Annotated in this window: 20 protein-coding genes; 9 read left to right on the top strand and 11 right to left on the bottom strand. The window is 66.6% G+C overall.

The window, feature by feature from the left end; translation table 11 throughout:
• Positions 1-3 precede the first annotated feature (3 nt).
• Positions 4-864, bottom strand: coding sequence for a CoA transferase subunit A (locus A7X12_RS03260; protein ID WP_064310195.1), 861 nt, complete (start codon positions 862-864; stop codon positions 4-6).
• Positions 865-1,020: 156 nt separating this feature from the next.
• On the opposite strand from A7X12_RS03260, the gene A7X12_RS03255 reads away from it, so the two are divergent.
• Positions 1,021-2,562 carry an AMP-binding protein gene (locus A7X12_RS03255; RefSeq protein ID WP_198161846.1) on the top strand — a complete coding sequence of 514 codons (1,542 nt, stop codon included), beginning with the start codon at positions 1,021-1,023 and terminating at the stop codon, positions 2,560-2,562.
• A complete protein-coding gene (locus A7X12_RS03250; protein WP_064310194.1) occupies positions 2,559-4,250 on the top strand; it encodes an FAD-dependent oxidoreductase in 1,692 nt (563 codons plus the stop codon). The genes A7X12_RS03255 and A7X12_RS03250 overlap by 4 nt, the downstream gene beginning before the upstream one ends.
• On the opposite strand, the gene A7X12_RS03245 is transcribed toward A7X12_RS03250, so the two are convergent.
• On the bottom strand, positions 4,202-5,056 hold the full coding sequence (locus A7X12_RS03245; protein WP_232318313.1) for a LysR family transcriptional regulator: 855 nt from the start codon (positions 5,054-5,056) through the stop codon (positions 4,202-4,204). The two genes, A7X12_RS03250 and A7X12_RS03245, sit on opposite strands and share 49 nt — an antisense overlap.
• A gap of 70 nt (positions 5,057-5,126) precedes the next feature.
• Here A7X12_RS03245 and A7X12_RS03240 point away from each other — a divergent pair, with 70 nt between their 5' ends.
• The gene (locus A7X12_RS03240; RefSeq protein WP_064310192.1) at positions 5,127-6,197 is read left to right on the top strand and encodes a Rieske 2Fe-2S domain-containing protein; all 1,071 of its coding nucleotides are present in this window, start codon (positions 5,127-5,129) and stop codon (positions 6,195-6,197) included.
• A 22-nt stretch (positions 6,198-6,219) separates the two neighbouring features.
• Here A7X12_RS03240 and A7X12_RS03235 read toward each other — a convergent pair whose 3' ends face one another.
• Genes A7X12_RS03235 through A7X12_RS03200 form a run of 8 tightly spaced genes read right to left on the bottom strand, consistent with a single transcriptional unit; the run spans position 6,220 to position 13,875 of the window.
• Complete coding sequence (locus A7X12_RS03235) at positions 6,220-7,131, bottom strand: alpha/beta hydrolase (protein ID WP_064310191.1); 912 nt, start codon at positions 7,129-7,131, stop codon at positions 6,220-6,222.
• On the bottom strand, positions 7,124-7,633 hold the full coding sequence (locus A7X12_RS03230; RefSeq protein WP_064310190.1) for a flavin reductase family protein: 510 nt from the start codon (positions 7,631-7,633) through the stop codon (positions 7,124-7,126). The genes A7X12_RS03235 and A7X12_RS03230 overlap by 8 nt, the downstream gene beginning before the upstream one ends.
• Positions 7,630-9,102: an FAD-dependent oxidoreductase gene (locus A7X12_RS03225; protein WP_232318311.1), complete on the bottom strand. Its 1,473-nt coding sequence runs from the start codon at positions 9,100-9,102 to the stop codon at positions 7,630-7,632. Before A7X12_RS03225 ends, A7X12_RS03230 begins: the two co-directional genes overlap by 4 nt.
• Complete coding sequence (gene dmpG / locus A7X12_RS03220; protein ID WP_064310189.1) at positions 9,099-10,133, bottom strand: 4-hydroxy-2-oxovalerate aldolase; 1,035 nt, start codon at positions 10,131-10,133, stop codon at positions 9,099-9,101. The genes A7X12_RS03225 and dmpG overlap by 4 nt, the downstream gene beginning before the upstream one ends.
• The gene (locus tag A7X12_RS03215; RefSeq protein ID WP_064310188.1) at positions 10,130-11,074 is read right to left on the bottom strand and encodes an acetaldehyde dehydrogenase (acetylating); all 945 of its coding nucleotides are present in this window, start codon (positions 11,072-11,074) and stop codon (positions 10,130-10,132) included. Before A7X12_RS03215 ends, dmpG begins: the two co-directional genes overlap by 4 nt.
• A gap of 12 nt (positions 11,075-11,086) precedes the next feature.
• Positions 11,087-11,863: a fumarylacetoacetate hydrolase family protein gene (locus A7X12_RS03210; protein ID WP_064310187.1), complete on the bottom strand. Its 777-nt coding sequence runs from the start codon at positions 11,861-11,863 to the stop codon at positions 11,087-11,089.
• Positions 11,856-12,665 (bottom strand): alpha/beta fold hydrolase, encoded by an 810-nt coding sequence (locus A7X12_RS03205; protein ID WP_064310186.1) that lies wholly within the window; start codon positions 12,663-12,665, stop codon positions 11,856-11,858. Before A7X12_RS03205 ends, A7X12_RS03210 begins: the two co-directional genes overlap by 8 nt.
• A gap of 7 nt (positions 12,666-12,672) precedes the next feature.
• The gene (locus tag A7X12_RS03200; protein ID WP_064310185.1) at positions 12,673-13,875 is read right to left on the bottom strand and encodes an acyl-CoA dehydrogenase family protein; all 1,203 of its coding nucleotides are present in this window, start codon (positions 13,873-13,875) and stop codon (positions 12,673-12,675) included.
• 193 nt (positions 13,876-14,068) lie between these two features.
• Between A7X12_RS03200 and A7X12_RS03195 the strand changes: the two genes are divergently transcribed.
• Genes A7X12_RS03195 through A7X12_RS03170 form a run of 6 tightly spaced genes read left to right on the top strand, consistent with a single transcriptional unit; the run spans position 14,069 to position 18,033 of the window.
• Positions 14,069-14,962: an SDR family NAD(P)-dependent oxidoreductase gene (locus A7X12_RS03195; protein WP_064310184.1), complete on the top strand. Its 894-nt coding sequence runs from the start codon at positions 14,069-14,071 to the stop codon at positions 14,960-14,962.
• Between the two features lie 25 nt (positions 14,963-14,987).
• The gene (locus A7X12_RS03190) at positions 14,988-15,887 is read left to right on the top strand and encodes a VOC family protein (RefSeq protein ID WP_064310183.1); all 900 of its coding nucleotides are present in this window, start codon (positions 14,988-14,990) and stop codon (positions 15,885-15,887) included.
• Entirely contained in the window at positions 15,884-16,270 is a 387-nt protein-coding gene (locus tag A7X12_RS03185) for a nuclear transport factor 2 family protein (protein ID WP_064310182.1), read from the top strand. Before A7X12_RS03190 ends, A7X12_RS03185 begins: the two co-directional genes overlap by 4 nt.
• A complete protein-coding gene (locus tag A7X12_RS03180; RefSeq protein WP_064310181.1) occupies positions 16,267-17,004 on the top strand; it encodes an SDR family oxidoreductase in 738 nt (245 codons plus the stop codon). Before A7X12_RS03185 ends, A7X12_RS03180 begins: the two co-directional genes overlap by 4 nt.
• Before the next feature lie 46 nt (positions 17,005-17,050).
• On the top strand, positions 17,051-17,569 hold the full coding sequence (locus tag A7X12_RS03175) for an Lrp/AsnC family transcriptional regulator (protein ID WP_084445053.1): 519 nt from the start codon (positions 17,051-17,053) through the stop codon (positions 17,567-17,569).
• Positions 17,566-18,033, top strand: a complete 468-nt coding sequence (locus tag A7X12_RS03170; protein WP_064310274.1) for an Lrp/AsnC family transcriptional regulator — start codon at positions 17,566-17,568, stop codon at positions 18,031-18,033. Before A7X12_RS03175 ends, A7X12_RS03170 begins: the two co-directional genes overlap by 4 nt.
• 142 nt (positions 18,034-18,175) lie before the next feature.
• Here A7X12_RS03170 and A7X12_RS03165 read toward each other — a convergent pair whose 3' ends face one another.
• A complete protein-coding gene (locus A7X12_RS03165; protein WP_064310180.1) occupies positions 18,176-18,982 on the bottom strand; it encodes an SDR family oxidoreductase in 807 nt (268 codons plus the stop codon).
• Positions 18,983-19,011 lie beyond the last annotated feature (29 nt).

Below are 19,011 nucleotides of genomic sequence, written 5' to 3'. Positions count from 1 at the left end.
CCCTCAGAAGATCGGGAGCGGGAGGGCGCGGACGGCATCGGCACCACCCATGCGGGCGAGATACGCCGTCTCGTCGGGGCCGATGACATCGGCCATGTAGCGATCCCAGCCGCCGTCTTCCTGCGCGGTCGCGGCATAGGCCTGGAGCGCCTGCATCGACCAGCCATAGTCGGGTGGCAGCGACGTCGGGTGCGCGCCCATCGGCGCGTGGATCACCTTGTGGACGAAGCACCGCTCGACGATATTGGCACGTGCATCCTCGGGGTGGGACAGGTCCATCCGCTCCACCACGTCCTCGGCGGAGACATAGGTGCGGGCCGCCGCCTTGGCGAACCATTCGTCATAGTAGACGTCGGGACCGAGCGCCTGGATGTTCCCCCGCCAGTCGGCGCGCTGGACGTGCAGCAGCGCGGCGTCGAGCGGGATCGCCGGCATCGCGAGCAGCACTTCGCCGTCGTCGTATGGCGACGTGACGGTGCGGAAGTCGCCATGGGTCACCACATCGGTGCCGAACCCCACGCGGGTCGGCAGGAACGGCAGGCGGAGCGCAGCCGCCTTCAGCCCCCATTGCAACATGCCCTCATCGAGTTCGACGACATCCCCCAGGGCACCGGCTTCGCGAACCTTGCGGAACCAGGGCTCGAGCGGGATGGCGTCGAGCGACACGAAGCCGAAGGTCAGCTTGCGGACCTTGCCGGCCGCGCAGAGCATGCCCACGTCCGGGCCGCCATAGGCAACGATATGCAGATCCGTCAGCTTGGAGCGGAGGATCGCGCGCACCAGCGCCATCGGCTTGCGGCGCGGCCCCCAGCCACCGATGCCGATGGTCATGCCGTCGTGGAGGCTCTCAACGAAACCCTCCATGTCGACTCGCTTGTCAAATCCTGGCTGCACGCCGCCGCCTCTCCTGCCCGTCTCTCGGTGCTCGGAGGGAGTATCGGCGGCGCTTCCTCGCGATAATTACCAGATGGTGATGGTAAGTTCGGCCGTCCCGCGGCACGCACGCAGCAGGAGAGGCCGGTGATCAGACAAACCATTCCCCACGCTGTGTTCGCCGCTGCAGCGCGCCACCAGGGCGCGATCGCGATGCGCGGAGAAGACGGAACCGAGATCGCATATCAGGATCTGGAACCGCGTGTGCTCGCCGCGGCTGCAGGTCTCATCGATCAGGGGATCGTGCCGGGCGACACGGTGGCGCTATGGGCACCCAACTGCCCCGGATGGATCATCGCCGCTCTGGCGATCCAGAGCGCAGGCGCGGTGATGGTGCCGCTGAACACACGGCTGAAGGGTCGCGAGGCCGCGCACATCCTTTCAACCGCCGGTGTCCGTCTGTTGCTGACCGTGCCGGAATTTCTCGGAGCCCGCTTCGCGGATATGATCGCGCCCTTCCCGATCGAGACGCTGTCCCAGATCGTGATGATCGATCCCGTCGACGGGCCGCCTCCCCTTGCCGCAGATAGCGCGGTGAGCCGACTGGACCTGCTGCTGCCAGACCATCCGAGCGACATTCTCTTCAGCTCCGGGACCACCGGGGCGCCCAAGGGCGCGACGACGACCCATGGCCAAAATGTCCGTTTGTTCTCGATCTACGGCGAACGCCTGGGATTGGGTTCCGGGGATGTCGGTTTGGGGGCCAATCCCTTCTTCCACAGCTTTGGGTACAAGGCCGGCTGGCTGGTGGCGCTGCTGCGTGGGGCGACCATCCTGCCGCATGCGGTCTTCGACGCGGCAAAGGTGCTGGACCGGATCGAGCGCGAGAAGATCACCTGGCTCCCCGGCCCGCCGACAATATACCAGTCCCTGCTGGCCGAACCCTTGGAGGACCGGAACACGACGTCGTTGCGCCTCGCGATCACCGGGGCTGCCAAGGTGCCGGCCACCCTGATCCGCGACATGCGCGACATGCTCGGATTTCAAACCGTTCTCACCGCCTATGGTCTTACCGAGAATTGCGGGCTCGTCACCATGTGCTCGCCGGACGACCCGGTGGAGGTTGTCGCGAACACCGCGGGTAGACCGGTCGAAGGGGTCGAGATACGCCTGGTCGACGAAGCCGGCAGCCCCGTCGGCCCCGGCACGCGGGGACATCTGCAGGTCCGGGGCATCGGCGTGATGCGCTGCTATATCGGCGACCCGGCCGCAACCGCGCGCGCGATCGATGCCGAGGGCTGGCTGCGCACGGGCGACGTCGCGGTTGCGGACGAGGCGGGCAACATCGCGATCACCGATCGATCGGACGACATGTTCACCGTCGGCGGCTTCAACGTCTACCCGGCCGAAGTCGAGGCCATCCTGGCCGCGCATCCCGCGATCGCCCAGGCCGCAATCGTCGAACAGCCGGACGAAAGGCTGGGACATGTCCCCGTCGCCTATTGCCGGCTGCGCCCGGCAACGCGCATCGGCGCGGAGGAACTGATCGCCTGGGCGCGGGCCGAGATGGCCAACTACAAGGTACCGCGACGGATTGTCTTCGTCGAGCAGCTGCCTCTCAATGCGGCAGGCAAGGTGCAGAAGTTCGTCCTGCGTGCCTGGGCGTCGCAAGAAGGGGAAGCGGCATGAGACACGAAGCATTCGATCTGCTGATCGTCGGCAGCGGCGCCGCCGGCCTCGTCGCCGCGGTTCGCGGCGCAACCCAGGGCGCGCGCGTCCTCGTGGTCGAAAAGGGCGCGCTCTGGGGCGGCACATCGGCCACGTCGGGGGGCGGTATCTGGATCCCCGGCAGCAACCTCGCCGCGGCGGCCGGCCACCCCGACGATCCCGAGTCCGCGTTCGCCTATATCCGCGCGCTGACCGCCGACAATGTCACCGATGATCAGATCCGCGGCTTTGTCGATGGCGCGCCGCGCATGCTCGACTGGATCGGGCGCGCGATCGGCATCGGCTACGTTCCCCTTCCCTATCCCGACTATTACCCGGAAGTCGCCGGCGCGCGCACGGGCTATCGGACCCATTTGCCGACCGACTATCACGCCTCCAGGATGCGGCGCGCTGCCTTTGATACGATGCAACGCGCCTCCCCTGCCGCGAGCCTGTGGGGACGCATCAACTGGAACTTCGCCGAAACCAATGTCGTCCTGTTCCGGCCCAAGGGCTGGGCCAAGATCCTGATGAAGGTGATGGCCAGCTATTGGCTGGACTTTCCCCAGCGGCTGCGCAGCCCGCGCGACCGGCGATTGACCCTCGGCACCGCCCTGCTCGGCCAATTGCGCACCGCGCTGGACGACGCCGGGGGGCAGCTCTGGCTCGATACGCGACTGTCGTCGCTGACGATGGCCGGGGGCCGTGTGACCGGTGCGGTGGTCGAGCAGTCGGGCGAACCCGTGCAGATCTCGGCACGCCGAGGCGTGATCCTGGCGGCGGGCGGCTTCGAGCGCAATCGCGCGCGCCGCGCCGCGCACCTGCGCAGCGACGCCGATCCCGCGGCCAGCGGTTCGCAGGTCAACAATACGGGCGACATGCTCGACATCGCGGGCGCGGTGGGCGCCGCCACCCGCAATCTCGATGCAGCCTGGTGGGCGCCGGTGCTGCGCATTCCGGGAGAAGAGCGCGCCCGTTTGTCGACCATCGAGCGTGCGCTGCCGCACTCGCTGGTCGTGAACCAGGCGGGCCTGCGCTATGTCAACGAAGCGCTTGCCTATCACCGTTTCGGCGAGGCGATGGCGACAAGCAGCGTCGCTGGTGCCGGAACGGAGCCGAGCTGGATCGTCTTCGATTCGACCTATCGCGCGCGCTACCCGATGGGGCCCATTCTACCCGGCGTTCCCGACGCGCTGCTGCCCCGGGCGGCGCGGGAAACGCTCCGCAAGGGGGCAACCATCGCGGCGCTTGCCGGCAGGATCGGCGTGCCGGCCGGCGCCCTGTCGGCCACCGTCGCCCGGTTCAACGACTTCGCGCGCCGAGGCAAGGACGAAGACTTCCATCGGGGCGACGCCGACTACGACCGGCTTTATGGCGATCCGCGCCACGCACCGAATCCCACGCTGGGTACGATCGAGAAAGGGCCATTCTATGCCATGCCGCTGTATCTCGGCGACATCGGCACGAGCGGCGGCCTGGTCACGGACGAGCGCGCCCATGTGCTTCGCGCCGACGACACGCCCATCGCCGGCCTCTATGCCGTCGGCAACTGCGCGGGTTCGGTAATGGGCTATTCCTATCCTGGCGCGGGCGCGACGCTGGGGCCGGGTATGACCTTCGGCTATCTGGCAGCCATGGACGCGCTCGGGATCAACGACGACAACGCCTGAAGGCTGTCGACCAGCGCATCGCGCAGCGCCAGCAACGCCGGCGATGGCGGCGGCTCCGCGCGATGCAGAACCCAAAGGTCCGCAGTCGCGGCACCCCCTGCACGCGCCTCGATCCGCTTCAGGCGCGGGTCCGCGTCGCCCATTACCTGCCAAAGCCACCCTGAACCAAGGTCGGCGGCAACGGCTTCCTTCAGGACCGCGTAGGACGACACTTCCAGCGGTGCATCGTCCACCGCATTCAACCGCGCCCACCCCTGCGGATTCGCCAGCATCAGTGCGTGCGACCAGCCCAGCGCGGTCCGGTTGTCCGCCGGGCCGACATATCGCCCCTGCTCGAACGGCCCGACCCGTCGTCCGTCGAGCCCGGCCGGCAGGTCGCGGACGATCACGATCGCCAGATCAGCGAGCCGCGACTGCAGCGCCGCCACGCCGTCAAGCGCCGGCACCGATTCCAGCCTTGGCGGGACAGTCGCCTTCAACCGGGTCAACGCCCAGTCCGCCAGGCCGGCGGTGCCCGCCACACGGATCACGTTCGGCGGCGGCAACATGCCGTCCAGCTGCCCCAGCGCCTGCTCCGTGCGCGTGGCGATCCTCAGCAGCGCGCGCCCCAGCGCGGTCGGTCGATAGCCCGCCTCGGTCAATTGCCAGATCTCGTTTCCGACCGCCCGCTCCAGCCTGGCCATGCGCCGCCCGATCGTCGTGCGATTCATGCCCAGCTTGCGCGCCGCGGACGAATAGTCGCCGGAACGCACCGCCTCCTGAAATATCCGAAGATCGTCCCACTCCAGCATTGTGCGTTTCTGCACCGTTACTGTGCACTCTTCAACCGCGCACGGGATCGTTATCGTTTGCGGACAAAGAATCAGGAGAGACGCCTTGGCACAAACTGCCGATTATCGTTTGGGGCCGCACACCTTCGCCCGGGGCTGGCACATGATCGCCGACGCCTCGACCGTGCAGGCAGAGCCCGTCGCCATCCGCTTCTTCGCGCGCGACATGGTGCTGTACCGTGGCCAGTCAGGCACCCCCCATCTGGTCGACGCCTATTGCCCGCACATGGGTGCGCATCTCGCCCGCAACGAGACGTCCTATATCGTTCGCGACGCGCAGCGCATTGACGGGGAATCGATACGATGCCCGTTCCATGGCTGGCGGTTCGGCCCCGACGGCGTCTGCAACCACATCCCCTATTCCGACCAGCGAATCCCGCAGGCCGCCCGGATCGCGTCATGGCCGGTCATCGAGCGGGCAGGCGTGATCTGGATGTGGCACGATGAAGAGGGCAATGCCCCCGATCACGAACTGCCCGAATTCGCCGCTTGGGACGACCCGTCCTGGGTTCGCTGGGTCATCGACGATCTGGGTGAGTTGCCGCAGCACCCACAGGAGGTGTTCGACAACATGACCGACTTCGCCCATTTCGTGCCGATCCACGGTTCATGCGACGTCGAATATTTCGTCAACGAATTCGACGGCCACATCGCGTGGCAATATTTCGGCGCGGGGCATCGCACGCTGGTGTCGGCGCCCGGTCAGTTGCTCAAGACCGACACCTGGTACACCGGCCCGGCCATCCTCCAGTCGAAGATGCTCGGCGATTATCCGACGCATATGCTGATCGCGCACACGCCGGTGGAGGATGGGCGGATCCGGGTCTGGCATGCCCTGATGGTCAAGACGGACAAGGCCCAGGCCACCGATGCCGATGTGCCGGCGGCGCGCGCCTATCAGCAAGCGAGCCTCGACGCCTTCGCCCAGGACTTCGAAATCTGGAAGTACAAGCGGCCCGCCCTTTCGCCGCTGAAGGTGCGCGGCGACGGCCCGGTCGAAAAGGGCCGCACCTGGTATCGCCAATTCTATAATCCCATCGCCGAAGCGCCGCGGATCCAGACGAACGTCAACGGCATCTATGCGACGGTCGACAAGCGCACGCAGGCAGCGGCCTGACCCAGGCGGCGCTGCCTGCGCGTCAGCGGTGCAGCGCCGCCCGCAAAGACCCGGTGGCGGTGGCCAGCGCGTCGTCGGCGAGCGGAATCATGCCGAACAGGCTGACATAGCCATGCACCGCCCCGTTATCGTCGCGCAGGGTGACGGCCGTGCCCGACGCCCGTAGCGCATCGGCATAGGCCAGCCCCTCGTCGTGAAGCGGGTCGTTGCCGGCGAGGATGATGGTCGCGGACGGTTGCACCCCGGACATCGCGGCCAGCGCCGGCGACGCCCGCGGATCGGTGCGGTCCGCGCCCGTCGCATATTGATCCCAGTACCAGCGCATCTGGTCCGGGGACAGGAACCCGGGCGCTTCTGTCTGATAGGATGCCGTGTCGCACCGGCCGTCGAGCACCGGATAGAACAGAAGCTGGTGGGCCAGGACCGTGCCTTCGCCGGCGAGGGTGGCAGCAACCGCCGCTGCGAGGTTGCCGCCCGCGCTGTCGCCCGCGACTGCAACGCGCGCGCCGTCGCAACCCAGCGTCTGCCCCGCGGCCATCGCCCACCGCACCGCCGCCAGCGCATCCTCATAGGCAGCAGGGAAAACATGTTCCGGGGCCAGCCTATACGCCAGGGACAGAACCGAACATTCTGCGTCTCTGGCGATCGCCCGCGACAGCCGGTCATGCGTGTCGAGCGTGCCATGCACGAAGCCGCCACCGTGCAAGAACACGACCAGGGGCAAGGCCGCCCCGCCGTCGCGGTACAAGCGCGCGCGAAGGTCCGCGTGCGCGGTGGGCACGATGACGTCCCGAACCTCGGCGATCTCCACCGGCGGTGCCGGCATCGGCTGATCGAACATCCCCCGCAACGCGGCAGCGGTGAGCGGTCTCGGCAAAGCGAAGCCCTGCGCCGCCATCGCCTGCATCAGGCCCGCGATATGTGGATCAAGCATATAGGGCTCCTTCGCCTCCTCCGGCTACAATACCCGCGTACTGGCCATCGACATAGAGCAGCGGGTCGATCGCCTCTGCCGCCAGCGCGGCCTGAACGAGGCCGATGAAGATGGTGTGCGAGCCATAGTCGATCGTGCGGTCGAGCGTGCAGAGGAACGCTGCCTGCGCATCCGCCAGCACTGGCAAGCCATCGACATCCTTCCAGACATTGTCAGCGAACCGCGCCTCGCCGCGCGCGCCGCCCCCGCATAGCTTGGACAGCGGTTCATGCCGCCGTTGCAGAACGTTGATCGCATAGCGCGGTGCAGCGCGCAACGCCGCGTGCATCGAGGCGTTACGGTGGACACAGGCCAGCAGCGAGGGCGGATCGAGACTGAGCGCGTTGATCGCCGTCGCGGCCATCGCCGCCCGTTCGCCGCCATGTTGGCAGGTGATGACGGTGACCGACTGGGCCAGACACCGCAACGCCCGCCGCGTCTCGTCTGCCAGGGTGGCGGTCATCGCCCCGCCCGTGCGGCCGCCAGCCCGGCGCGCCGGCCGAAGAACGTACAGTCGGCCAGGCTGAGCCCGGAGCTATAGCCATGGCCCCAGGCCGGAAGGCCGCTGGTGCAGCGCCCCGCAGCGAACAATCCTGCGATCGGCTCGCCCTCGCGATCCAGCACTTCGCCCTCGGTCGACGTGCGCAGCCCGCCCAGCGTGAAGAAGCTGAAATAGCTGTTGCGAAAGTGAAGCTCGAGCGCGACGAACGGCCCCTGGTCGAGGGGCGTCAGGATCGGTGCCCGTTTGTCGAACAGCGGGTCACGCCCCTCCCGCGCATGCAGATTGTAGAAGGCCATCGTCGCCGAAAGCGTTCCCGCGGTCATGTCGAGCTCCGCCTCGACCTCTTCCCAGCTGTCACCGGTGCCGGCGATGCTGATCCCCGCAAGCTTCAACGGCTGCACGAAATGTGCGTTGTCGAGAAGCAGGAACACGCGATCCCCCGGCTGATCGATCGCCGCCCGGCTGACCCGTCCGTGATAGGCATCCTCGTTGATGAAGCGTTGCCCGGCCTGGTTGACGAACACGCCATATGCGTGGCTTTCCGGCATGGTCCATGGGCAGGTGGTGAAGAATTGCTCCATATGGATCGCCTCCCCGCCGGCGCCCAGCCCCAGCATGATGCCCACGCCGTCATCCTTGTCGCCGATCGGCGCTGCGATGCGCTGGGTATCCGCACAATATTTCGACAGCATCTCCGGGTTCATCGCGAATCCACCGGTGGCCAGCACGACGCCGCGCGCCGCCCGCACGAACCGCAGCCTGTTGTCGATCCGGACGACAAGACCCTCGATCCTCCCCACCTCTCCGATCAGGGCGACGACCCGCGCATCGACCTCCACGCCCACGCCGGCTTCGCGGGCTCTTGCCTCCAGGATGTCGAGCAAGGGTCGACCGCCGCCCCACCCCTGATGCTGGATGACGTGTCCGCGCGGCGCGGGCCTGGCGAGATCGCAAAACGGCGCCGCGGCCTCGCTGCCCGACCAGATCAGCGTCGAATCGTCGACGGGCTCGACATGCTTGCCCGGCAGGAAGTTACCCCGATAGGGTACGCCCTGCGCCTTGAGCCAGGCATAGTGACCAAGCGCCTCGGCCGCATAGAGATCGCATTTCGCGACATCCGCACATGGGCCGCCGGCCGCCTTCAGATAGGCGGCAAAGTCCTCCGTACGATCTTCGAAGCCGGCGCCCCGCTGGGCATCGGTGCCGCCGCCCCCGCCGATATAGATTTCGCCGCCCGAAAGCGCAGACGCCCCGCCGCTGCCCGAATTGCGCTCTAAGATGGTGACCGAGGCTCCCGCCCGGGCCGCCTCGATCGCAGCACAGGCGCCGGCCGCGCCGAAGCCGATCACCGCGACGTCGGTTTCCATGTCCCAGCCCGGCACCTGTGCGACCGGCAGGGGACAGTGAAGCGAAACGGCGATCGCGTTCACGCCTCTTCCCGCTGCCGCAGCATGTCGAGCGCGACGTCGACGATCATGTCTTCCTGTCCGCCCACCATCTTTCGGCGCCCCAGTTCGACGAGGATCGCGCGCGTGTCGAGGCCATAGGTTTCGGCGGCCCGCTCCGCATGGCGCAGGAAGCTCGAATAGACCCCCGCATAGCCCAGCGACAGCGTCTCGCGGTCGACGCGGACGGGCCGATCCTGCAACGGACGGACGAGATCCTCCGCCGCATCCATCAGCGCCATCACATCGCAGCCATGCTGCCACCCCTTGCGATCGATCGCTGCGACAAACACTTCCAGCGGCGCATTGCCGGCCCCTGCCCCCATGCCGGCCAGACTCGCGTCGATCCGAAGCGCACCGCATTGCGCCGCGACGATCGAGTTGGCGACGCCGAGCGACAGATTGTGGTGCGCGTGCATCCCCCGCTGTGTCTCGGGCCGCAGCACCCGATCATATGCCTCGAACCGCGCGCGAACGCCGTCCATGTCGAGTGCACCGCCGGAATCGGTCACATAGACGCATTGCGCGCCATAGCTTTCCATCAGCAGCGCCTGCTGCGCCAGGGCGTCCGGCTCGATCATGTGGCTCATCATCAGAAAGCCGGCCACGTCCATCCCCAGGTCGCGCGCGATTCCGATATGCTGCTTGGACACGTTCGCTTCGGTGCAATGGGTCGCAACCCGTACCGAGCGAACGCCGAGAGCATAGGCCCGCCGCAGTTCGTCGACCGTACCCACGCCGGGGAGGATGAGCGTGGTAAGGACGGCCTGTTGCAGCACCTCCGCCACGGCTTCCAGCCATTCCCAGTCGGTGTGTGCGCCGAACCCGTAGTTGAAGCTCGCACCGCTCAGTCCGTCGCCATGCGCTACCTCGATCGCATCGACGCCGGCCGCGTCCAATGCCGCGGCAATGGCGCGAACGTGATCGATGCCGTACATGTGCCGGATCGCGTGCATGCCGTCGCGCAGCGTGACGTCCTGGATGTAGAGCCGGTTGCGGGTCATGTCGAAGGTCATGCAGCCTCTCCCCGCGCCGACAGGATCCGGGCGGCCAGCAGCTCGCCGGTTGCTTTCGCCGCAGCCGTCATGATGTCCAGATTTCCCGAATAGCTTGGCAGATAATCCCCAGCCCCTTCCACTTCGAGAAAGATCGAGGTCTTTACGCCGGTGAAGACGCCCCGACCTGGAATCGTCAGGGGATTGTTGTCACCGAACCGCTCGAACTGGACGTCCTGCTTCAGGCGGTAGCCCGGCACATAGCACTGCACTTTTCCTACCATCGCCAGCACGGATCGGCGGATCGCTTCCTCGTCGGCGCCCTCCGAAAGGGTGAACACCGTGTCGCGCATCACCATCGGCGGCTCCGCGGGATTGAGGATGATGATCGCCTTCCCCTTGGCCGCACCGCCGACCTCCTCGATCGCGCGTGCCGTCGTGCGCGTGAATTCATCGATATTGGCACGTGTGCCGGGGCCGGCCGAGCGGGACGAGACCGACGCCACGATTTCGGCATAATGGACCATGGCGACCTGCGAGACCGCCGCGACCATGGGGATCGTCGCCTGCCCACCGCAGGTCACCATGTTGACGTTGCCCTGGTCGGCATTGGCATCGAGATTGACCGGCGGCACCGTGAACGGGCCGATCGCCGCCGGGGTGAGGTCGATCACCCGCTTGCCGTCGGCACGCAGCGCGGCGTCATGCTGCGCATGTGCGTACGCGCTGGTCGCATCGAATACGATGGCGATATCGGCATAGTCCGGCAGTCGCCGAAGGCCTTCGATGCCGTCATGCGTGGTGGCGACGCCCCGTTCCCGTGCCAGGGCAAGCCCCTCCGAGTTCGCATCGATGCCCACCACCGCGGCCAGATCCATATGCTGGGGATTCTTGACCATCTTCATCATCAGATCGGTTCCGATGTTCCCGGACCCGATGATTGCCGCCTTCACTTTGCCCACCCGCTTCTCCCCTCAGACGAACCGGGCGGTGCACCCGCCCACGCCATGCAATTCCATCGTGAACAGGTCGCCGGCGCGCGCCGGCTCCAGCGGGACCAGCGAGCCGGACAGGATGATGTCGCCCGCGTTGAGGGTGACGCCGTACGCGCCCAGCGTATTCGCGAGCCAGGCGACTGCCTGCAGCGGCGACCCCTGCACGGCCGATCCGAGGCCTTCCGACAGCGGCAGGCCGTTCTTCGTGACGGTGACGCGTAGCGCCGCCAGATCCAGGTCCCGTGGCGCGACACGCGCGTCCCCCAGCACGAACACGCCGCAGGACGCGTTGTCGGCAACCGTGTCGACGATCCCGATCTTCCAGTCGTCGATACGGCTGTCGACGATCTCGAAGCAGGGCGCGATGCTCTCCGTCGCGTCAAGCACCTGTTCGGGCGTGACGCCGGGGCCGTTCAGGTCCGCGCGCAGGAGGAAGGCGATCTCCGCCTCCGCCCGCGGCTGGATGAGCCCATGCCCGGCGATGTCGATCTCTTCGCCCACCAGCATGCGGTCGGTCAGAAACCCGAAATCGGGCTGATGGACGCCGAGCATGTCCTGGACAGCTTTCGACGTGACGCCGATCTTCTTGCCGACGACGCGCTCGCCATCGGCCAGCCGGCGCGCGAGCACACCGAGCGAAATCGCATAGGCGTCGTCGATGGTGAGCGTCGGGTACCGGGCGATCAGGGGCGCGACGGTGCGCCGATCGCGAAGCGCCGCGTATAATTCTGCGATATGGGAAATCTGTTCAGCCATGGAGGAAGCCGATCGTATAAGCGTTGAATTCGGACGTCCGCTCGACCTGCACCCAGTGGCCGGTGCGATTGAAGGTCATGAACCGAACGTCGCGGCACGCGTCGAGGAAATGATGGGCGCCGCTTGCCGGGCAGAACGCGTCGTCCGCGCCCCAGAAGCCGAGGATCGGACAAGCGATCTCTCCCAGACGCGGCGCCAGATTGGGCGTGCGCATGCGCGCGAGCACATCCTTTGGCTGCGTCCGCGCCACCGCATAGCGCTCGGCGACGAGGCCGTCGGTGATGACCGAGGGATCGTACACCAGATTGGCAACCAGGCGCCGCTGATCCTCCAGCGAAAAGTCCGGGCTGGTGAAATCGCCGACCATGCGCGCGATCCCCGGCATGGCGAAATAGGTTTCGCGTTCCTCGACACAGCCGGGTGCCATCAGCACCAGACGGTCGACCCAGGCCGGATCCTCCAACGCGATCTGCAAGGCGATGCCGCCCCCCAGCGAGTTGCCGACGAGCGAGGCACGCTCGATTCCCGCCCTGTGCAGCGCATCGCGCACGGTGCCGGCGAAGAGGTCGAGCGTATAATCGATGCCGACCGGCTTTGCCGACGCGCCATAGCCGATGAGGTCGGGCAGCACGACGCGAAATCCCGCCGCCACGAAGGCCGCGATGTTACCGGCGAAATTGGAGCGCGCCGAAGCGCCCGGCCCGCTTCCATGGAGAAAGACCACTGCCGGCCCCTCCCCGACCATGCCGACCGAGATGTCGTATCCGGCGGCGGTTCGGTAGACGTGTGTCGCGATCTCCACAGCAGCCTCAGAGGAAGAGGAACGAGGGCGCTTCGCCCCGCATCGTCGCCACCACGTCACCCGCCATGTTCCCGGGATCGTTGGCGACATGTGCGCGTGCGGCATTCAGATCGAGCCAGGGCTGAACGATCGCACTCGACATGTAGATCGCCCGGCCACCCAGCAGCGGCAGCAACGCGTCGACCAGGCCCGCACAACGCCGCACGACGGTGGACGACTGGAACCGGTTCATCGCCCGATCCTCCATCGGGATCGGCCGCCCTTCGCGCGCCTGCGTCATCATCGCCTGGAAACTCGCGCCGAGCGCCAGGTCCATCTCGCGAACCTCCGCGCTCGCCCGCGCAATGGCGGCCAGAAGGACGGGATCGGACTTCGACGCCTTGCCCGTATTGGTCGAAACACGATCGCCGGCGATGGTCAGCGCCGCCTGGATGGCCGCACGCGCCCCCCCGATCGCGGCGGTCGAAACCGACCGGACGAAGATCTGTGCCCAGGGCAGGCGATACAGCGCACCGTCGTTCGCGGCCTGGCCCGGATTCGTACAGGCGAACCCGTCGGCAGCGCGGTGCGTGCGATAGGCGGGAACGAAGGCACGCTCCACCACAATGTCCTGGCTGCCGGTACCCTGGAGGCCGAACACGTGCCACGCATCCTCGATGCGGTAGTCTCGGCGCGGCAGCAGAAAGGTGCGCATGTCGGGGAAACCACCCGCCTCGGCCGGCGGCACGAGCGCGCCGAGCAACACCCAGTCGCAATGTTCGCTGCCGCTGGAAAAGCCCCAGCGCCCGGACAGGTAGAAGCCGCCCTCGGCATGCTCGACCTTGCCGACCGGCTGGTAAGACGAGGAGATCAGCACCCCATCATCCTCGCCCCAAACCTCGGCTTGCGCGCGCGCATCGAACAGCGCGATCTCATAGGGGTGGCAACCAACCACGCCATAGACCCATCCCGTCGACATGCACCCTTCGGCCAGTGCCTTCTGCACCGAAAAGAACACCTCTGGATCCATCTCGTAGCCGCCCCAGCGCCGCGGCTGGAGAACGCGGAAGAAGCCCGCCTCCCGCATCTCGGCAATGGTCTCATCGGGAATACGCCGCGCCGCCGTCGCCTGCCGGGCTCGGTCGCGCAGAGCCGGAATCATGGCGCGTGCGCGCGCCACGAGTTCGTCCGGATCGGGGGTCGGAACGTCCAAGCGAATCTGCGTTGCCATCGCACCTCTCCGTGTTAGGCCCGGCACATTGTCCGTTTGGCCATTTGCTTATGATTCGATATTCTGATCTACGCATTTCGTCAATGCAAATGCTAATTGCAACATTTATGCTTGACGTAACCCGCATCAAACCGCGACATTCGCTGTCAGCAAGTCGCCGGCAGTGCGGCACGCGGCGGAGAAGGATCGACGGATGGCGGAGGCAGACACGGAGAGCGGTCGACACGGCACGGAGCCGTTTCGCAACGTTGCCGTCGTGACCGGCGCCAGCCGCGGCGCCGGTGCCGGAATCGCCCGCGCGCTCGGCAAGCAGGGCTGGCACGTCTATGTGACCGGTCGAACGGTCGTCGAAGGAAGCGCGGCGTTGCCTGGCACGATCGGTGCCACCGCGCAGCAGGTGGATGCCCTGGGCGGGCGCGGCACGGCGGTATCGGTGGACCATCGGGACGACGGTGCGGTGCAGGCACTGTTAGCACGGATCGAGGCGGAGCGCGGCCGCCTGGACCTTCTGGTCAACAACGCCACGACCATCCATGATTCCCTGATCGAACCCGGTGGCTTTTGGCAGCGCCCTCTGGAGCTCGTCGACATTCTCGAGGTCGGCCTTCGGTCCGGCTACGTCGCCAGTTTCCATGCCGCCCCGTTGATGATCCGTACCGGCGGCGCCCTGATCGCCTTCACGTCGTCGTTCGGCAGCGCCTGCTACATGCATGGGCCGGCCTATGGCGCGCAGAAGGCCGGCGTGGACAAGTTTGCCGCCGATATGGCGGTGGACCTGCGCGGCCATGACGTTGCGGCGCTCTCGATCTGGATGGGGCCGCTCGCGACCGAACGGACCGCGCGCGCAGCCCGACAGCGGCCGGAGCAATATGCCGCGTTGATGGCAAATGCCGAGCGGCCGGAGTTCACGGGACAAATCCTCGCCGCGCTGCATGCCTCGTCCCGCCGCATGGCGTTCAGCGGGCAGACCCTGATCGGCGCCGAGATCGCGCAGGAACTCGGCATCACCGATGGTGCGCGCCAGCCCCCCTCCTACCGCGACCTGCTCGGCGCTCCGCGCTTGCCGCACCCCGCCATCGTGCGGTGACTTTTCGAACAAGGGGATAGTTCTAATGTCCGTCCGATCACTCGCCTATCTCATCGTCGAGGCAACCGACCTCGCGCGCTGGCGCAGCTTTGGCAGCGATGTGCTTGGCATGCAGGACGTCGCTGCCGAAGGCGATGTCCTTCGCTTCCGAATCGACGATCGTCCCTTCCGCCTGCAGGTCGAGCACGGCCCCCGCGATCGGGTCACCGCGATCGGGCTGGAAATCCCGACGATGGTCGCGTTCGAGGAAACGCTGAATCGGCTTGAAGCCGGCGGTCACGCCGTTACGCGCGCCGATCCTGCGGATGCCGCGGCGCGCCATGTCCGCGGCCTTGCGCGCTGCGCCGATCCCGCGGGCAACCATCTGGAGCTGATATGGGGCCACATGGTTGCCGGCACGCCGTTCGTGTCGCCGACCGGCGTCTCGCGCTTCGTGACCGGCGAAGGCGGCATGGGACATGTCGTGCTTCCCACGAACCGCTATGCCGAAACCTGCGCCTTCTATTGCGACCTGCTCGGCTTCGGCACCAGCGACGAGATGCGCGTGCAGTTTCCGGGCGGGCCGGAGGCCGGCCTGGGCCTGATGTTCCTGCATGCCGAGGGGCCGCGCCACCACACGGTAGCGGTGGGGGAATTCCCCGCCCCGACCGGCCTCATCCATGCGATGGTCGAGGTTGCGACCATCGACGAGGTTGGGCTCGCGCTCGATCGAGCAACCGCGGCGGGATATCACATCTCTGCTACGATCGGACGGCATACCAACGATCGGATGATCAGCTTCTACGTTCGAAGCCCCAGCGGTTTCGACATCGAATATGGCTGCGATGGCTGGCGGTGCGACGATTGGTCGCGCTTTACCCCCACCTTCACGATCAAGGAGGATCTGTGGGGCCATCACTGGGATTTCGGAGGAGCGTTGGCATGAGCGCCCGGCAGCACAAGGAAGCCGTGGTCCTCGCCTATGTCGCAGCGTTCAACCGTGGCGATGCGGCCGCCATCGCGGAACTGTACGCAAACGATGCGCAGGTGGAAGACCCCTATGACAGCCCCGCCCACTGCGGCCGCGATGCGATAGAAGCCTTCTATGCCTACGCGATGCGCACCGGCGCCAAGCTCGAGCTGGATGGTCCCATCCGGCTCGCCGGCAATGTGGCCGTTTTTCCCTTCCACGTCTTGCTGACCCATGGCGGTCAGCCGACGCGGATCGACGTCATCGATCTTTTCCAGTTCGATGAGAACGGCAAGATCGCGCTGATGCAGGCATATTGGAGCCAGGACAACGTTTCCATGGAGGAGAGTACGCGATGACGGGATTGTTGGAAGGAAAAGTGGCGTTCCTTACCGGCGGCGCGGCGGGGATCGGCCGGGCCACCGCCATCGCCTTCGCACGCGAGGGCGCCAAGGTGATCGTCAGCGATCTCGACACGCCAGCCGAAACGGCGTCGCTCGCGCCGGGCGCGAAGGCGATCGCGCTCGATGTAACCGATCGGGAGGCGGTGGATGCGGCGGTCGACGCCATCGTCCAGGAGTTCGGCCACCTCGATATTGCCTTCAACAACGCCGGCATCTCGCTGGAGGACGGACGCAGCCATTGGAACGATGTCGACGTCTACGACCGGGTCGTGGCGGTGAACCAGCGCGGGGTGATGCTGTGCATGTCGGCCGAACTGCGCCATATGGACGCACGCGGCCAGGGCGTGATCGTCAACACTGCCTCGGTTGCCGGGCTCGTCGGCCTCTCCGGTGCGGGCTATTGCGCCAGCAAGCATGCGGTGGTCGGTCTGACCCGATCGGCGGCGCTGGCCTATGCCCCGCAAGGCATCCGTATCAACGCCGTCTGCCCGGGGGCTATCGAAACACCCATGACGGCGGCGATTCTCGCCGACGCACAAGGTGCCGAATTCCTGCGGCAGATGTCCCCGATGGGGCGCGTTGCCCAGCCCGGAGAGGTCGCCGAAGCCGTGGTGTTCCTGGCCTCCGACCGGGCGAGTTTCATCACCGGCCACGCCCTCCCCGTCGATGGCGGATTTGTCGCACGGTGACAGGGCGATTGCACCTGCTCCTGCGACGGTTCATCATGGGAAGATGATGGGAAAACCACTTACCGGCAATGGTCGCCGGGCGCGGCAGGATGATGATGTGCGATCGGGGCCGAAGATCACGATCGACGAGATCGACGAGAAGATCATCGCGGCCCTTCGCGCTTCCGGCCGGATCGGCAACCGTGAACTCGCCGCTGCGGCGGGGGTGAATGAAGCGACGGTCCGGACACGCCTGCGCCGGCTGGAGCAGGAGAATGTCGTTCGCGTCGTTGCGGTCCAGGACCTCTCCGCGATGTCGTTCGACGCGATCGCGGCGGTCGGCGTTCAGGTGAAGGGGCGCAGCGCGAGCGCGGTCGGTGCGGATCTTGCGCAGCTCGACAACGTCATCACCGTGAACGTCACGATCGGCATGTACGACCTGGAGATTCAGGTAGTCGCCCGGGACACCACCGAACTGGATACGCTGCTGTCGGAGGTCATCGCGCGGGTCGAGGGCGTCGAGCGTCTCTTCCCCGGACTGTCGCTCAAAATTCTCAAGTACAACAACGAATGGGCGCCCTTGTGAGCCGCATCCCCCTGGACGATCTCGACATGCGGATCATCGAGCGGCTGAGCCGCGAGGCCCGCGTCAGCAACCGCGAACTGGCACGCGAGATGGAACTGACCGAGGGCACCATCCGCCTTCGGCTGAAACGCCTGCTCGACAACAAGGTGATTCGTGTCACCGCCGTCACCAATGCCAACCGGTTGACGAACTCGTTCCTCGCCTATCTTTGGATCGAAGCGGACAAGGCGTCCGACATCCATGCCCTTGCCCAGCGCCTGGCGGAATTGCCGGACATCGCGTTCGTCTCGACCATGCTCGGGCGCGCCGATGTGCTGGCGATGACCGTCGTCGAGGACGGTGCACAGCTGACCGACTATCTGCACGGGACGATCGACAGCATCCCTGGCGTACGACGCGTCCGCTACAGCCTCGGCCAGAACTTCATCAAGCACGACTATCGCTACTGCGCGCTCGTCGACTGAGGCAAGATCGACCGCAGCGGAATCGACGAGAATGCCGTCGATCACGGCGCGCGGTTCATGTCGGGAAGCCGCGATGTACCAGCGCCCGTCGATCCGCCCCCGCGGAAGCCCATAGCGCGTAAACGAGCTTCTCCACGCCGCGTCAGCCTAGCATTGAAAGATCAGGCGCACGCCGATCCCGGATCATGGCGTGCCGGGCATCCAGCGCGGGATCGAGCGCTTCCGGCTGAGGGATGATCCAATAGTCGCCGCGTTCGATCGCATCGAACACACGGGCGGCAAAGGTATCGGCATCGATCCCGTTTACCCGCAGCAGATCGCGCATCGCGGCGACGAATTGCTCGGTCGCGGGTTGCACCGCGCCCGCAAAGGGATCCGCGAAAATCTCGGAATGGACCGGCCCCGGCGCCAGCAGGCTAACGGCAACGGGGGCGCCCAGCATGGCGAGTTCCAGCTTCAGCGACTCGGTCAGCGCGACGACGCCGAACTTGGTCACGCTATACGGCGCCATCAGCGGACTCGGCAGGAAGCCCCCCACCGAGGCGGTGTTGATGATCCGGCACGCGGTACCGCGCGCGATCATCTGCGGCACGAAGCTCCGCAGCCCGTTCAGCACGCCGCCGATATTGATCGCCATCGCCCGGTCCCAGGCATCGGCGGGAATCTCCCAGCTCAGGCCCGTCGTCATCACGCCGGCGTTGTTGAACAGCAGATCGGCGCCACCCATCGCCGCGGCGCGCGCGGCAAGCGCATCCACCGCGGCGGGATCGGTGACATCCACCGCCAGCGACTCGGCATCGGGAAGTTCACCGGCTACCGCGCGCAGGCGATCTTGGTCTCGGTCGGCCAGCAGCAGCCGAACCCCCCTTCGCGCCGCCTCGCGGGCAAGCCCTGCCCCGATCCCGCTTGCAGCACCCGTGATGACCGCCAACGGCGATTGTTCCTGCATCCTCTTATCCTTTTCGCTGATCTAGAAGC

Source organism: Sphingomonas sp. TDK1, from assembly GCF_001650735.1.
Lineage (GTDB): Bacteria > Pseudomonadota > Alphaproteobacteria > Sphingomonadales > Sphingomonadaceae > Sphingomonas.
Note: the sequence above shows the minus strand (reverse complement) of the source record. Positions and strands in the feature narration are given on the sequence as shown.